The sequence below is a fragment of the Gimesia sp. genome, from assembly GCF_040219335.1.
GTDB lineage: Bacteria > Planctomycetota > Planctomycetia > Planctomycetales > Planctomycetaceae > Gimesia.
The window spans coordinates 32700-48765 of the sequence record NZ_JAVJSQ010000014.1 but is presented as its reverse complement, the minus strand read 5'-3'; the positions used below and the strand labels follow the sequence as shown (position 1 = coordinate 48765).

Below are 16066 nucleotides of genomic sequence, written 5' to 3'. Positions count from 1 at the left end.
CACTCCTTTCTCTTTACCTTCGAGGCAAGCATGGCAACAAAGATTACCTGGCTGGGACATTCCTCCTTTCAGATTGAAACCAATGGTAAAACCATCCTCCTGGATCCCTTTCTGACAGGGAATCCCAGCGCGAGCGTCTCCGCCGATGCCCTCGAGGCTGATGCGATCATTGTCAGTCACGGACACGGCGATCATGTCGGGGATACCGTTGAGATCGCGAAACGAACCAAAGCGCTGGTGGTTGCCAATTTCGAAATCATCGACTGGATGGGGAAACAGGGGATTGAAAATGTGCACCCTCAGCACATCGGTGGTTCCTATCAACATGAGTTTGGGACCGTCAAGCTGACGATCGCCCATCATGGATCAATGCTGCCGGACGGAAGCAACGGCGGCAGCCCCTGTGGTATCCTCTTAAAACTGGATGATGGAACGATTTACTTTGCCGCTGATACCGGTCTGTTTTACGACATGAAGCTGATTGGTGAAGAAGGCGTTGACCTGGCGATCCTGCCGATCGGCGATAACTTCACTATGGGACCGGAAGATGCCGTACGGGCGACGAAACTGATCGAACCCAAACGGGTTATCCCCATGCACTACAATACCTGGCCCCTGATTGAACAAGACGCCGCTGCGTGGGCTCATCAGGTACGAAGCCAGACCACAGCCGAACCGGTGGTATTGGAACCGGGGGGCTCCTGCGAGTTTTAGTCGGCGGGAGTCGATGGGGCCTCTTCTTCAGGGAGCTCCAGTCCCACCTGGATGTCATCCCCTTCGATTCGCAGCGGGTATACGGGAACCTGTAATTTTGATTTGGGATTGTCCAGCCAGGTGCCATCTTTGATACAGAATCGCCAGGCATGCCAGGGACAGGTAACCGCTCCCTCTTCGTCGACATAGCCGGTTGAGAGGGGCGCTCCCTGGTGAGGGCAGAAATCATTGATGGCGGTATACTGGCCTTCTTTGAGGAAGACGGCGATCATCAGGCCTTCGAGATGATAAGCGCGTCCTTCTCCTTCCGGAATGTCACCGACTTTGGCGATCGAATGGTAGGTAATCACAAATGGGCTTTCATTATTTCTTCTGATATTTCCCAGGCGAAGCAGCCTGTCTGATTTTTGACAGTTTTCGAATCAGCTCACCCATCTGATGGCGATTCACTTTTTTACTCTTCGCGATTTGAGCAGCCTGTTTCAGGAATTTTTTGATCTGCTTTGGATCTTCATTCAAACGTCTCGCGATGGGATCGAGTACACGATGTTCCTCACCACGGAAATGCCTGAGGTTCAGTTCGGAAAACAGCTGCTTGATATACGCGAATAGTAAAGCACGCCCGTTGGCTTTTTTATAGTGTAAATTGCCGACGTTATCGGTATGCGAAACAATATTATGCCGGGGCAGAATGTGAGAAGAGAGGATCGGCCCGAAACGATTGTTTCTCCACCAGCCGAAAATCAGCAGTGTGATCAGCAGCTGGATTGTCAGGGGGCGGAAGGTCGGATCGATCAGCAGGGCGACGACTTTGGAAGTTCCTGAAGCATTCAGCGATTCATCAACAACAAAATACTCGGGAGGTCCGGCAGCCTCAATGAGCCGAAATGCCGCAACGCTGCCGCCATCTACCATGGACTGATTTGAAAAGATTTCCGAGGAGGCGGAGACAACAACTGTTCCCAAGCCATGATGCAGTCGGACGGCCTGCTGGGTCTCTCCTGCAGTGACCAGAGCCTGACCCGTTGCGGAGGTCACCCGTGCATTGGTATCCCAGACGAGTGAAGGGACATCAGAAAACACGGTAGAGGCCTGGGCTTCGATCAGGTCATGTTCGCCTTTCATCAGTAGACTGAGATCGGATTCCTCTTTGTCTTCCTCTTTTTTCTCAACACGGGGCATGTTCTCCCGTTCCACTTCATCGAGATATTCCACGCTGAGTTCCAGCGGTTCCACCTGGAATTGCGGATGTTTTGGATTGGCTGAGATGACCAGTCGCCCGCCCTCTTCGACCCAGGCCAGCAGAGACGACCATTCCAGTGGACTGGGATAGCGGGCCGGCCCGAGGATGCAGACGGTTTCGTCATAATCGAGTGTTTGCAGCAGGACGCTTAGAGGAGTCCGGTTGCGTTCCGTTTGAAACGATTCATGATCGAGCAGGAGATAAAATGCTTTTTTCCCGCTGGCGGAGGAACTGTAGGAATCGTCCAGCGCACCGGTACCGAACTCCGGAAACCAGAGGTGCAAAGGAAGTAGCAGACAGAGTGCGGCCAGCCAGAACCAGCCCGCATTTCTGCGTTCACGTTTCTTTCTGGAAGGCTGATTCATAATGCTGGAGTGTACTTTCAAAGTGTTCTCGGGTTGCGACCCGACGGCCGAATCCCAGGGGTTCATAAGTGCGAATCATCTGACGCAGTGATTCACCGGCCAGGCCATGCGGGCGTGCCGCACGCATGTAATCGCGATAAGTTAATCCTTTTCGGAACCGGATCCATCCCGAGCGTTCAATGAAGCTCATGGATCCATACAGTAGCTGGATGATGGCTTGATGGTAGTTACCGGATCGGGCGAGTTCCTGTGCCCGTTCGAGGTAAGTGGCTGCCGCTAATTCAGCGGGCGAGACATGTTCCTCCAGCACCATCTCCCCTTGCAATTGGGTTTTGTCGGATTTCATGTTGTGCTCTCTGGAAAGCTTAAAGCCAGTCACTGCTTTTACGAGCAGGAACAGAACCAGGAGACAGGCACAAATCACAGCAGCATACGACAGGTAGAGGAAAATCAATCCGGCAACACCGGAGATGGCAGAGGTGTCATAGCTGCTTTGTCGGGGAGAATCTTTGATCCAGTCGTTCAGATCCACGTCGGCTTCCTGAGTGAGTTCGCGTTCGCGGGTCAGATGTCGAAATTCGGGCCGTTTCAGAATCTCCTGCATGTCCTGCTTCAGCATCACCTGGTCAGGAGATGACAGATCGGTGTAATCATTTTCCTGCTGTGCAGCGAGAAACACCGGGGTCAGCAGGAGGATTCCCAGACTGAGAATCAGGGAGACTCTGCTCTGGAGGCGAACTCGAGAGGCTGTCATAACGAAACCTCCTTGAATGTCAGATTCTCAGAGACTTCGGTCATACGGAGTTCCATATCCCAGCAGTCCAGACGCACCCGCAGATCGATATAAGTAAAGAACCAGGCCAGGCGGCCAATGGGATAGACCAGCAGGATGAATGCCGTCAGCATGGCCAGCACGCGGGGGTCTGTCGTCATCAGCAGCATGATATTGATCAGTGTATCATCGGCGGTTTTCGGATCCAGCAGGTATGGGATCTGTCCAATCAGGATCGGGAACTCCAGCAGGGTGTAGCAGAGGTAGTCGAAGGTGATAAACAGGATCAGTGTCAGGATGTAGCAGAAGAGAAAGATCGCCAGTCCCCGGCCAAAGAGTGAGCCGAAGTTGGTCTTGATCAGGTCTTTTGTGCGATGATCGTGCGAGGCATCTTCCTGCGAGGCGACACCTGCATAATCCAGAACAGCCTGTTCGACCCGGAATCCGCTGCGTACCAGAATCCAGATACCGGGAAAGAAACAGTAGATAAATCCCAGCAGGCCGAGCATATTGCCGGAAAAGAAGAGCAGGGCAGGTCCGATAAAGAACAGGGCTCTCTCTGCCAGGCAGAACAGCATCAAAGGAATCATCCGGAACTGGAACTGGCGTCTCAGGCTTCCCATGCCCGGAGTGTTTCCGAACGCAAACAGGGCTGAATTCCAGGTGAGCAGGACCCCCAGCGGTGATGAGGCAAAGAAGGCCACAGTCAGTGCCATCCGCAGGTCCAGCAGAAAATAATAGCTGAGGCAATACACGAGGGTGCAGGCCGGGATCGCGATGATCGCCCAGAGTTTGAGGATCGGGATCAGGAACCGTCCATAGAAACGGATCGCCAGGTCCAGGCAACTGCTGGCCTTCCGGGGTACCAGAGCGATATTGATCTTCTCGAAACGCATCATGCCGATGGAAGCTCCCCTGGTTTCTCAGAATGACCTGGTTGAGCTGCAGTCTCACCCGTTTCATCAGACTGGAGTCCGGCAAAGGCGAGATACAGAAAAACAATCAACCAGAGCACACTGCCGACACTGTACTTCAACATGGGGGATACATCAGAGGGAGACCAGAAGGCTTCGATCAATGCCGCTACCACCAGCATGACAGCTGCGCCGCCTGCGATTTGCACTGCTTCCAGTCCGCGAACCTGTAACGATTGAAATCGCGTTCTCTGGCCCGGATGAATCAGGGCATTTCCCAGCATCAGTCCGGCGCCTCCCGCGACGGCAATGGCCGTCAGTTCAAAAGAACCGTGTGAGATTACAAAGCTTAAGAAACGCTCACCATGTCCCTGGCTGATGACGTAACCGGAGACGGCTCCCAGAAAAATCCCGTTAAACAGCAGGGTATAAACGGTGCCGATGCCGAGCAGAATTCCCAACGCGAAACATTTCAGTGCGATGCCCACGTTATTGTTGATGTAGAAACCAGCCATCGTTGCCCGTTCATCTCCAAAGCTGGATCTCCCTTCTGATTCCGACTCTGAATCATCCTCGCTCGCATTATCCGGATCAGACTCGCCATGGTCTGAATACATCGTGTCGAAGCGGGACATGATTTCTTCGGGGATGACCCGCGAGGCGAGACTGGGATTGTTCTGCACCACGTACCAGCTGATCCCCAGCGGCAGAAAGAACAACAGACAGGCTGTCAGGAAGTAGCCGATGTTAGCGCGAAACAGACGGGGAAATTCGAGGGACACATAGCGATAAAAAACGGAGAGATTGCTGGGCGGGGCGCCATAAAACAGGTTATGCCCGCGCGCGACCAGATCGTTCAGGTAAGAGATCAGGTCGTGTCCCCAGCCGCGAGACCGAATGGTGGCCAGATCGTGAGAAACTTCACGAAGCAGCCGGGAAAATTCCGTGATCTGTTCCGCTTCCAGTTTGGACAGGGATTTACGAGAGGTGCCGTACAGAAACTCTTCGAATCGTTTCCACTGGGGTCTGCGTTGCTGAATGAACTTATGCTTATTCATCGTGGAACTCCCCGAAGCCAGACTGTTTCAGGTATTCGGAGACCACATCCTGTTCTTCTTCGGCCTGACTGAAGCTGAATGTTTTATAGACGGCTGCGAGAAATGCCATGGGGTAGTGAGTCACTTTTTTCGGGTCCCCGGAATAGTGCAGTCGATCGGCCAGATTTTGTGCCAGAATTGCTGCCAGGGTATGCCCCCGTTCATAGGTCAAAACATGACGGCGTCCGATAAATTCGTCGATCAGCGACAAGACTTCGTCTCGCGGAAGGAAGCTGCCGATTTCATTTTTGTCGAGGGGTTTGATTTTATCCAGGATCACAGGTTTCCGGGGGAGTTTCAGCGAACGCTCCTGAATTACGACCGTGCCGGCAGCCAGATCTCCGAGTCTCTGGAAGCGACGTGTCAGCAGCATGGAGGTGATGCCGATTCCATAGAACATAATCGCATCGGCACTTCGCACGAGGTTTCTCAGTACGGCGGGCCAGAAGGTAATCGGGTAGCCTCCTTCACGGATCACGCGGATGCCGCAAAAGTATTTCCCGATGGATTGTCCTTTAAAAAATCCTTCCGAGATCGTGTAGTACCCCCAGGTATTGAGGAACATCAGAACCAGGAACAGGCCGAGGGCGGTTCCGGGTAATACGAGACTCATCATCGGCATGACGAACATCAGTAATCCAATCATGACAACCATGCGGATGATGAGATCAATCAGATAGGCCAGATAGCGTTGTGCCGGCCCTGCCAGCTGGTAGGTCAGAATGACATTCTCTGGGATTTCAATCTGCATATCCAGGCTCAGTTTTCGAGGCTGATTAGAATAGACCTCTTTCTGATAGACGGCCGAGGTCTGTGCCTGGTCCAGTTCTGAAGTTGCTGTCGCCATGAGTGAAGTACTGAGTCAGTCCGGAGAATGAATTGAAGCCAGAAATCCCTGCATTCAGGAATTACACAGCTGATTATAGAGGAAACAGGGTACGGTTATCCATGACGCTGACAAATTTTTATGAAAACCGGAAATCGTCATTTTCCATCTGAATGGGGGACGGATATAATCAGGATGTACCCTCTGGTACTCCATCGTAGTGTTTTTCCTGTCTTAAGGTGCAGGCTCTGTCCCGGGCGTCACAGAGCTGAGTTCTCTTTTAGTTCCGTCTGAAATCCGGAATGCAGGGATGCTGCTGATATTTGAGTGATATCCTTGAAAAAAACGAGAGTGAGGAGCTGTTGATGTTATCGAACAGACGAGTTTTGAGTTTTGTCGGAATCTGTGCAGTGGCCTGGGCTGCGCTGGCTTCAGTAGGTATTGCTGCCGATGCACCGGCTAAATCAGTCGATGCAGAGAAGTTGCAAAAGATCCAGAAATCCGGCATCAATTATTTAAAAAACAGCCAGCTGGAAGACGGTCTGTGGACGACTGAAACCGTGCCCGGTATCAGTGCACTGGTCACGACCGCCTTGCTGGAAAGTGGTGTGCCTGCCAGCGACCCCGTTGTGGCGAAAGCCCTGAAGCGACTGGAAGGTTACATTCAGAAAGATGGCGGGATTTACTACTCGAAAAGTAATCACCGTAACTATGAAACCTGTATCTCGATCATGGCGCTGCATGCAGCCAATAAAGATGGTCGTTATGATCAGACCATCAAGAATGCAGAGAAGTTTCTCCGAGGGCTGCAGTGGGACAAAGGGGAAGGAATCGAGTCTTCCGACACTTTTTATGGTGGTGCCGGCTACGGCGGACATCAGCGTCCTGACCTTTCCAATACCCAGTTTCTGATCGAAGCGCTGCGGAAAGCTGGAGTGAAATCAGACGACCCTGCGATTCAGAAGGCACTCGTGTTCGTATCGCGAACTCAGAACCTGGAATCAGAATTTAATACGACGCCCTTTGCTTCGAAAGTCAACGACGGCGGTTTCTATTACACGCCAGCGGCGGGGGGAACTTCGCAGGCAGGGCAAACCCCGGATGGCGGACTGCGTTCTTATGGCAGCATGACCTATGCAGGTCTGAAAAGCATGATTTTTGCCGGCGTTGATGAGAAGGATAAGCGGGTTAAAGCCGCTACTGAGTGGATCCGACGTCATTATACGTTGAAGGAAAATCCCGGCATGGGGCTGATGGGCCTGTATTACTACTTCCATACTTTTGCGAAAGCACTGGATGCAATGCAGGTCGATGAATTTAAAGATGAAAAGGGAACGGCCCACAACTGGCGGGCCGAACTGGTCAATCAACTGGCTGAACTGCAAAACGAAAACGGCAGCTGGACCAACACCCAGAAACGCTGGTATGAATCAGATCCCAATCTGGCAACCGCATATGCGTTGCTGGCGTTGAGTTACTGTCAGCCCGCGAAATAATGGCTCAAGCGGCTCTCTCCGTTTCATGCTCAAGGATGAAACGGGGGGATTTCTACCGTATTGCTGCCATCGATCATGCCTGAGACGTATCCGGCGACCTGTTTGACGATCTCGTCGATCATCTTCTGCCCCGCTTCTGCAGTGGCTTCCAGGGGTTCTTTGTCTTCCTGATCCTGCATCGCGTCGTGCCGGACGTTTTCCGGAAACGCTGCCATGGCAAATGCCGTTTCGAATTCCTGGGCATGACCGGGCCAGCGCTCTGTCTTCAGATTCGCCAGGGCGACCTCTTCCGGGAGTAGATTCCAGTAGGACTCGAAATGCAGATTGATTTCCAGCCGCTGCTGGAACTGTCCCCACATTCCCAGGCAGGGGGCAATGTTTCCACCATGGCCGTTGAGCACCAGGATGTTATTAAAGCCCGCATGGTGCATACTGCGAATGGTGTCAAACAGCACGCTCAGCCAACTGCCGGGCAGTGCGGATAATGTGCCGGGGTGTCGCATGTGGTGTTCGCTGATTCCAATATTCATGGAAGGTGCTACCAGAACTTCTGGTGCCAGCAGGCGAGCGGCCTCGGTTGCGACCAGCATGACGCTTCTCCAGTCATGCTCCATGGCCAGGTGTTCCAGATGCTGCTCTGTGGCTGCCACGGGGATGATGCAGGCTTTCAGTTCGCCGGACTGCATACGCTCGCGGAATTCGCGGCGGGTCAGTTTGGGGAGCAGGATTTCACTTGATTCAGATTGTGACATGGATGTTGTTCCTGGAGTAGTGATTCATTAACGGGAGCCGTGGCGCAGGCGGAGATCCAGATTTGATTTTGGTCGTCTGGAGGCCTTCCGTCAACGATCGAGCATCTTTTCCATCACCTGGTAGCCGGGAAAGCCAAACCCCAACTGATGGTAGGTAGACTGTGCACGGTCGTTTTCTTTTTCTACATAGAGACGCAGGCCGACGACATCGGGATTGGAGCGAGCCAGTTTTTCCACGTGATCGGACAGCTGTTTGAAAACTCCCTGTCGGCGGTATGCCGGATCGACATACACGCTCTGGAACCACCAGAATTCTCCGTTACGCCAGTCACTCCATTCGCGGGTGAACATGATCTGGCCGACCACGGTATCCTGATGGCGGGCCACAAAATACTGACAACCGCGCGAATCACCAAGTGACTCCACCACGCCTGTGCGTACCAGTTCCTGATCCAGATTTTTTGATTCCGTTTCCCGCGCCAGCTCAAGATTAAAATGCGTAATGATTTCGCAGTCTTCCAGAGTGGCATAATCGATTTGAATTTCCAGCATGCTTATATCCTCGTATCTCAAATGAAAGCCAGCACACACTTTATCATGTTGGCACCGCGATTGTCATTGCTGTCAAACGGGTTGAGAGAAAAATCAGGTGACAGGCATAGGTCAGGAACGTGATTCGAGCAAGCAGAATTTTTGGAATTGTTTGGGGTTTTGGGCAAGAATGAAGAAACTTCAAATGTCAAAATGGCGATATTAGGTAGTACAGCAGTAATGGTTTTGCAAGGATGCATGGTCAAAACCTACAGGATGTGCCAATTTTACGTCCGAGTTAAATCATCACGCTGGGAGATAGAGCCTTGAAGACTTCAGGGGAAAGACAATATCGTTTAGATACCAACGCACGCCTTTCGACAATCCAGAACACCTGGGCAATGATGCTTGTTGGAGTGGCCGCTGGTCTTCTTAGTATGTATTTTGTAGTAGCACGGCCGATGCTGAGTCAGATCGGTCAGTTGCAGTCGGAGTTGGTGTCAGTCCAACAGGATATGGATAAACTGGTTGGTGCCAAAACCAGTGCCTGGCAGGTCAACAATCTGTTGACCGTACTCAATTCGCAGGCCAAACAGCTCTCCGAAGCCAAAGTAGCTGTGGCAGAGATTCGCGATCTTCGAATCTTACTGGAAAAAGAAGCTGAGCAGACCGAAGAGGCACTCGCTTCCATCCAAAAGATCGATCAGTTTCAGAAACAGGTTCTCCAGCAGGAAGGCTTAACCACCAAAGCCCGTACCGCGCTGGATGATATGCTGGCGATGCAGGATCGCCTGGCCTCACAGAAGCAGCAGGTCAAACAGACCCAGTCGACACTGGATGAAGTGATCAAGCTGCAGAAGCTGGCTGCTAACCAGTCCACAGGCATCAAAGATGCTCAGACAGCCTTTAGTGAGTTTCTGAATTTCAAGCAGCAGATTGTTGATCAGTCAGAGCAGTTGGAAGTTGCCCGCACCAACAGCCAGAAGATGATTGACCTGCAGCAGAGCCTGATTTCCCAGTCAGAACCGCTGGCAGCCGCTCAGAAGCACGCTGAGCAGATGATCTCGCTGCAGCAGACACTGACTGATGAGAATCTGAAACTGACAGAGGCTGACACCAACTTGAAATCGTTGATGGATATTCAAACGAAACTGCTGGCTGAAACGGATCGCGTGGTCGAAGCTGCTGAAACGCTGGAAGTTCTGGGAGAGCTGCAGGACAGCGTGAAAGAACAGATTGCTTCCATGCAGGGAATGCGACGCGAATTGCTCGACATTATCCTGATGGAGAGCACTGTATCGAAAGCGACCCGCATCCTGGAACCGCTGGCCGAGTTGGGTAACCTGAAGCGACTGAGCGATGCCGAAGTTCGGGAAGCAGCCCGCGTGATCATGGATCAGCGAGATACCCGCATGGGCAAAGCCACGACCCGGTTCCGTCAGATTCGTCGTGAGCCTGCTCCGGCTCGCACGACTAAGCTGACAACGCTTGACGGGAATGCCCTGTTTGGTGAAGAAGTCAAAGGTCAGGATGGTGAGATCGAAAAACTGGTCCCCACCCCTCCGACCGACAACGAGTGAACAGTCTCCTGGCTGAAAGTGGCTTGAACTAAAACAGGGCATGGATGATCCATGCCCTGTTTTGTTATTTTTACAGCTCAGGCTGAAAACTATTTGTCAGATTCAGCGGCTTCTTTCTTCGGTTCCGGCTTAGAGGTTTCCGGTTTTTTATCCTCTGGTTTGGCCGCGGTTTTGTCTTCAGGTTTATCAGCTTTCACCGGAGGTTTTGCTTCCTTGGCAGGTTTTTCTTTCGCGGGAGCGGGTTTCTCTTTGGCAGGTTCGGCGAGTTCCGATTTGTAAGTGAGCTTACCACTTACAGGAACCGAAGCAACCTGGAAGACGTCTTTCGAGAGTTCGCCCTGCACGAATACCACGAAGTGCAGTTTTTCCAGAGCCAGTGGGACACCGGTGAAGTTTGCACCGGATTTTTCCTCAAAGGCGGAGAGGTAATCGCTGATACGACCTTTGAATTCGTCCAGGTCCAGGGTTTTGGTCAGGCTCAGTTTGCCATCTTTGGCAGCGACACCCGTTGGTTCACCCAGCATCGACCGAACGATCATTTCATGCAGGTTGATGCCGTTCGGAGCTTCATAGTGAAGTTCGTCTTCGGCCAGTACGGCGACAAGGTGCAGCGGTTCTTTAATCTTATCTGTTCCGCTGACATTGGCTTCCAGTTCCAGCTTGCCATCTTTCGCAGCGGCAGAGAGTTCGATTTTGACTTCAGTGTCTGCTGAGAGTTCTGGAATCAACGCTTCGACCAGTGAATCATAGGAAGATTCGACTTCTTCCACTCCGCCGGCTGCTCCGAAGACCTGTTGACCGTTCAGATTGATCGAAGGGGTGCCACGGTGATTGTAGTAAAAGAACCGTGCTTCCGAGTCTGAGTTGGTCAGCGGATCCGGTGCCGGAATGTGCTGATGATAGCGCAGTACGATGACTTTCGAAGCGGGGAATGAAGACTCAACAACTCCGGTGGCCAGGTCTGCTGCCACACAGGGTGGGCAGGAAGCACCGGTGAATAATTCAATCAGCGAAGTCCGATTTCCTTTTTTGAGGTCGACTTCCTTCGCTTCTTTAGATACGAAACTGTCGAGGAAGCGTTTAAAAGATTCGGCCAGGTATTTGTCCAGCCCCTCGGTGGAGCCGTGCTTCTTTTTCCAGAGTTCGGTCAGACTCTCCCGCGGATCATCGAATTTGACCGTCTGGGGGCTTTGCTTGGAAGCAGCAATCATCTGACGTTCACGACCGGAAAGGGGAGAGCTGGCCAGGATTCCCAGGTGCTCGATGGCTTTGTCAATGCTGCCATGTTCTTTTTCGTAGCTGACCAGTTCAGTAATCAACTCTCGATCGTGAGGATATTTTTTCGCTTCAGATTCCAGAAGTGCACCGGCTGCTTTAATTTTTTCCGGATCTTTGGATTTCAGTCCGACACGAGCCTTAGCCAGCGCCATTTCCTGATCCCAGCTGCTGAGTGGTTTGACGCCTTCTTCGACCAGCTTGTTGAACTGATCCATATATTTCGTGGCCATGCCGCTGTTGTTATCAGTCCGTGCCAGCATGGATGTGATCCGGACCAGGGTGCTGGCCTCCATCCGTTTACCCCAGAGAGCAGAGGTTTCGGTATAGCGTTTAATAATATCTTCGATGGTTTTGGTATCTTTATCACTGCTCAAAGCGAAGGCCAGCAGGGGAGGAAATGCATCCAGAGCCAGCGGGAACATCTGCATTTTCTCGGTGAATTCATTCAGCGGTTTGAATGGATCAGGGGACTGCATGGCCTTGATCAGTTCCTGGGCACCGGGAGAAGGCATCGGCTCTTTGATCTTGGAGAGATCCTTTTCAATGGTGAAGAGCATCAGGGCGGGAATGCAGTTATCATTGTTGAAACTGATATTGCCGTAGATCGCGCCACGTTCTTTATTCAGTGATCCCTCGAAGCTGAGCTGAATGAATTCCTTGCCTTTATCATCCAACAGGCTTTCCACAAATGTGACGGTCTGATCTGTCGTCTTTGCGGAGACGATTTTGGCGGGGGCTACATTCGGACCCTGAGAGACGATTTTGACACCCTGAAAATCGGATTTTTCTTTCTGATCTCCCTCGGCGGATTTCACTTCGGTCATGACGCGCAACAGGTAGAGTGGCATCAACTGCTGCTGCTGAGGCAGGACCAGAATCCAGTTGCCTTCAACCGTTTCCGGCATTTTGAACGCTTCGGGGTTTTCTTTCTCTTTTTCTTCAGCAGATTTATCATCCGCTTTCGCGGTCTTGTCGGCTTCAGGCATCTCGGCATCTTTGGAAGCGGTTTCCGCGGGGCTGCTGTCGGCGGATTGATTTTCACTGCCTGATTCGGAGCCTTTCTGACAGCCAACGGTAATCATCAGCAGACAGAGTAGCAGGCTAAAGCGGGAAATCGAAAGCATATTATTCCTCGAAGGTTAAATAGAATTTGGTCAAAACTGGTGCCTATTCCGGTTTTATACGAATTCCGTACAAATGTTGATGGATATAAAGCAAAAAACGGTAATCTTCTGCAAATCGTACAGGGAACAGACGTTACGTTGAATCGTATCGGTTTACTTACTGGTAAGCAGGTTTCAAAATGGGGTCCTGAATCGACTTTTGCCACTCGATCAGCTGTTGTTCCAGCTCTGTGGCTTTCTCTTTTGTTCCAGGGGGCATCCGTCGTCGTATCAGATTCCGGGTCTCGTCCGGATCTGCCTCAAGGTCATATAGTTCGTCCATGTATCGGGCCCGATAGTGTTTGACGAACTTCCATTTTTTGGTGCGGATCATTCGCATGTAGGCCAACCCGTTATTATGCAGGTCATACTGGCCGTAAATCGCGGTTCGTTCTGGAATCGATTTGCCGAACAAAAGGGGAGAGTAATCGATTCCATGGAAGGACGCATTTTCGGGCAGGGGAAGGTCGAATGCTCCCAGGACAAATTTGAACATGTCCACGTTAGAGACCATCTCATCGAAGCGGGTGCCTGGCTGAATCACGCGTGGCCAGCGCATCACCAGCGGAACGCGGATTGAAGTGTCCCACATGTTGGGACGTTTGGGACCGGTGACTCCTCCCGCCAGCCAGTGGCCGTTGCCTTTAGTGCTGATGCCATGGCGGCCGTTGTTGTAACCATGGTCGCTGGTAAAGATCACCAGGGTGTTTTCCGTGAGTTGTAGCTGGTCCAGTTCCTTGAGCAGACGACCGATGTTCCGATCCACTGAGGAAATGCTCGCATAGTATTCTTTGTTTTTCTGCTTGATCTGTTCCGGGATCAGCCCCTTGGCGATGGGCATCTCGATCTCGACGCCTTCGTAGTGGGAAGAGTCCTCAGCAGGGACCGGGCCATAAGGAGTATGTGGAGCCCGGAAGTGCAGACAGAGTGCAAATGGTCTGTCTTTGGATTCCCTGACAAACTGAATCGCATTATCTACCAGTAAATCGGGCAGGGGGCCTGTCTGTTTTTCTGTTACCCCCTCGATTTCCAGAATGGGGTCCATCGGCCGGGTGCCCCCCGAGAGAAATCCCATGAAGTGGTCGTACCCTTTTTTCCGTGGATGGAAGTCGGCCTGTTCGCCCAGGTGCCACTTCCCGATCAGGGCCGTTCGGTATCCGGCTTTCTGTAATACTGCGGGCCAGATGGGGGCGTGCAACCCCGCGCCTTCGCGGGCTTCATCCGGCGAGATGTAATCTGTAATTCTCAACTCAGTCGGATAACGGCCGGAGAGGAATGTGGCCCGACTGGGGGAGCAGACCGGGGTGGCAACAAAGGCATTTGTAAAGACCGCCCCCTGCTTTCCAATCTGATCCATATAGGGAGTATGGATCTGTTTGTTTCCATACAGGCCCATGGCCCAGCGCCCCTGGTCGTCAGTGACGATGGAAATCAGGTTTGGACGCGAGGCTGCGTTGCAATATGTGGAATCGATGGCGAGGAGCAGAAACAGGAACAGCCAGAGACAGGATGCCCTTGAGATCGTTTTCATATTGATGCCTCGATCTGTACCAATCAGTTTCAGCTGCCCAGTTCCTGTTTGAGATCTGCCAGCTGTTGTTGTAACTGTTCAACCACTTCGGCCATGGATGCCACCTGTTGTGAAAGCTGCTGGTTGTCGGATTGCAGACGCTCTACGGCTTCTTGTAAGGCTCCCAGCTCCGAGTTGGCATTGTTGACTGTAGCTACGGGAGCAGGAGTGGGGGAAGGACGCGTTACCTCAGGCTCGCTGTCGGCTGAAGAATCGAATCCCAGCGCTTTTCCTTCACTTTCCTTGTACCAGTTGTGATCGACTTCGATGCCGCGTCGTTCAATGCTGCCGTTTGATTGTACATACTTCTGATCAAGAAGTCTCTTAAATTCCGCCCGCAACTGTTCGAGAGAGTCAATCGGCACCATACGACTGGCCCGGCCGCGGAGTTCTCCCATCGTCTGGCGGCCACGTAGCCAGAGTTCAGTCAGGATGGCCAGTTGGGGTTCGGTAAAATTGAAACGATGACGCATGTAATGGCGGTAACGCTCCGTACGACCACTGTCTGAATGAATTACGGCTACAAGTCCTAATTCACGCAGCGATTCCAGGGTTTCATATACTTGCGTCTCACTGTAATTGCTGATGGGATCGCGGTTGCTCTTCTGATTGCAACCAGTGGTAACTGCTTTGAGTGTCAGTGGATATTGATCGGGAGTTGTAAATGCTTTTTCCAGTAAAACCCCCAGCACGCGGCGTTGTGGTCTGGAAAGTTCAGAGATCTGCAGCAGTTCTTTATCTTCCTGTGTGGCGTCATTCATTTTTCTGTCAAAAGCCCTTTTCGAGCAGAGTGGAACGGGTAGTTGGTCTAATAGCCCTGGTTCAAGATCTGCCTGGTTGCTTCCAGGCTCCCTTGCGTTACTTTCGTCAGGAACTCGAAATCGAGTGTATCAACGGTATCCGAGGGTTGATGGTAATGGGGATTTCTTAAGAAACTGGTATCGGTAATCATCAGTGCGGGATAGCCGGCATCCCAGAAAGGACTATGGTCACTTAAACGAGTGGCCTGCAGCATTTCGCCATTTTGAGGAACCTGTAAGGTTTCGACCGGCAGTGTCTCCACTGCTTTGAGACCGGTTTTAAATGCTTCGATCAACTTTCCGGAATTCTGATTACCGACCACGGCGATAAAATCGCCCGTATCGGGATACATGCCGACGAGCTCGCGGGGCAGCATCTGACTGCCCGGAGTGGGATCACAGTAGCCCAGCATTTCCAGCGAAACCATGCCGCGCAGATCTGTCTTTTTTTCCTGGTGCAGGCGGGCGTGTTCTGCTCCACCCAGCATACCATTTTCTTCCAGGTCAAACGCCACCAGCTCAATACTCCATGCAACGTCTGTCTGTTGTAATTCAGGGAGCAGACGCCCCAGTTCCAGCAGGGCCGCGACGGCACTGGTATTGTCATCCGCACCGGGCGATTCGGGACGCGTATCCAGGTGGGCGCCGACACAGAACAATGGTTTCTCCGGATCAGACAACCGGGGATGCCGGGCAATCAGGTTCTGACCTGAAAACGTGACCAGCATGGAATCCTGAGCCTGAAACGGGTGCCGCTCGATCTCCCATCCAGAGGCTTCCAGTTCCCGGATCACATACTGACGGGCGGCCTCCAGTGCTTCACTTTCAGCGGGACGAATGGACTGGCAGAGGTCTTCACAGAGCCGCTTCAGTCGTTGAGTGTCTATATTCGTCATAATGGCTTTCGATTCCTTGCCAGGCCAGTCGATTTGAAAAAGAGAGTCCGATCTGCATGCACCGTGAAG

At 52.2% G+C, this 16066-nt stretch carries 15 protein-coding genes; 3 read left to right on the top strand and 12 right to left on the bottom strand.

From position 1 onward, the window contains the following. Positions 1–30: 30 nt before the first annotated feature. Complete coding sequence (locus tag RID21_RS11780; protein ID WP_350189107.1) at positions 31–714, top strand: metal-dependent hydrolase; 684 nt, start codon at positions 31–33, stop codon at positions 712–714. Here RID21_RS11780 and RID21_RS11775 read toward each other — a convergent pair. The 6 genes from RID21_RS11775 to RID21_RS11750 are packed head-to-tail and all read right to left on the bottom strand — an operon-like array spanning position 711 to position 5952. After that, on the bottom strand, positions 711–1064 hold the full coding sequence (locus RID21_RS11775; RefSeq protein ID WP_145044745.1) for a Rieske (2Fe-2S) protein: 354 nt from the start codon (positions 1062–1064) through the stop codon (positions 711–713). The two genes, RID21_RS11780 and RID21_RS11775, sit on opposite strands and share 4 nt — an antisense overlap. Positions 1065–1077: 13 nt before the next feature. Then, positions 1078–2322 (bottom strand): DUF4350 domain-containing protein, encoded by a 1245-nt coding sequence (locus RID21_RS11770; RefSeq protein WP_350189105.1) that lies wholly within the window; start codon positions 2320–2322, stop codon positions 1078–1080. Continuing rightward, on the bottom strand, positions 2294–3076 hold the full coding sequence (locus tag RID21_RS11765; protein ID WP_350189103.1) for a DUF4129 domain-containing protein: 783 nt from the start codon (positions 3074–3076) through the stop codon (positions 2294–2296). The genes RID21_RS11770 and RID21_RS11765 overlap by 29 nt, the downstream gene beginning before the upstream one ends. Then, entirely contained in the window at positions 3073–3993 is a 921-nt protein-coding gene (locus tag RID21_RS11760) for a hypothetical protein (protein WP_145192170.1), read from the bottom strand. Before RID21_RS11760 ends, RID21_RS11765 begins: the two co-directional genes overlap by 4 nt. Then, positions 3990–5066 (bottom strand): stage II sporulation protein M, encoded by a 1077-nt coding sequence (locus RID21_RS11755; protein WP_350189101.1) that lies wholly within the window; start codon positions 5064–5066, stop codon positions 3990–3992. The genes RID21_RS11760 and RID21_RS11755 overlap by 4 nt, the downstream gene beginning before the upstream one ends. Continuing rightward, positions 5059–5952, bottom strand: coding sequence for an RDD family protein (locus tag RID21_RS11750; protein WP_350189099.1), 894 nt, complete (start codon positions 5950–5952; stop codon positions 5059–5061). Before RID21_RS11750 ends, RID21_RS11755 begins: the two co-directional genes overlap by 8 nt. 344 nt (positions 5953–6296) lie before the next feature. Here RID21_RS11750 and RID21_RS11745 point away from each other — a divergent pair, with 344 nt between their 5' ends. After that, the gene (locus tag RID21_RS11745; RefSeq protein WP_350189097.1) at positions 6297–7427 is read left to right on the top strand and encodes a prenyltransferase/squalene oxidase repeat-containing protein; all 1131 of its coding nucleotides are present in this window, start codon (positions 6297–6299) and stop codon (positions 7425–7427) included. Between the two features lie 29 nt (positions 7428–7456). On the opposite strand, the gene RID21_RS11740 is transcribed toward RID21_RS11745, so the two are convergent. After that, positions 7457–8179, bottom strand: coding sequence for a creatininase family protein (locus RID21_RS11740; protein ID WP_350189095.1), 723 nt, complete (start codon positions 8177–8179; stop codon positions 7457–7459). Positions 8180–8269: 90 nt separating this feature from the next. Beyond that, entirely contained in the window at positions 8270–8731 is a 462-nt protein-coding gene (locus RID21_RS11735) for a GNAT family N-acetyltransferase (RefSeq protein WP_350189093.1), read from the bottom strand. Between the two features lie 416 nt (positions 8732–9147). Between RID21_RS11735 and RID21_RS11730 the strand changes: the two genes are divergently transcribed. After that, entirely contained in the window at positions 9148–10290 is a 1143-nt protein-coding gene (locus tag RID21_RS11730) for a hypothetical protein (RefSeq protein WP_350189091.1), read from the top strand. Between the two features lie 89 nt (positions 10291–10379). On the opposite strand, the gene RID21_RS11725 is transcribed toward RID21_RS11730, so the two are convergent. The 4 genes from RID21_RS11725 to RID21_RS11710 form a co-directional block, all read right to left on the bottom strand. Further along, positions 10380–12692, bottom strand: coding sequence for a hypothetical protein (locus RID21_RS11725; RefSeq protein WP_350189089.1), 2313 nt, complete (start codon positions 12690–12692; stop codon positions 10380–10382). A gap of 157 nt (positions 12693–12849) precedes the next feature. Beyond that, complete coding sequence (locus RID21_RS11720) at positions 12850–14262, bottom strand: sulfatase family protein (protein ID WP_350189087.1); 1413 nt, start codon at positions 14260–14262, stop codon at positions 12850–12852. 29 nt (positions 14263–14291) lie between these two features. Further along, a complete protein-coding gene (locus RID21_RS11715) occupies positions 14292–15062 on the bottom strand; it encodes a DUF480 domain-containing protein (protein WP_350189085.1) in 771 nt (256 codons plus the stop codon). A 47-nt stretch (positions 15063–15109) separates the two neighbouring features. After that, on the bottom strand, positions 15110–15997 hold the full coding sequence (locus tag RID21_RS11710) for a M28 family peptidase (RefSeq protein ID WP_350189083.1): 888 nt from the start codon (positions 15995–15997) through the stop codon (positions 15110–15112). Positions 15998–16066 lie beyond the last annotated feature (69 nt).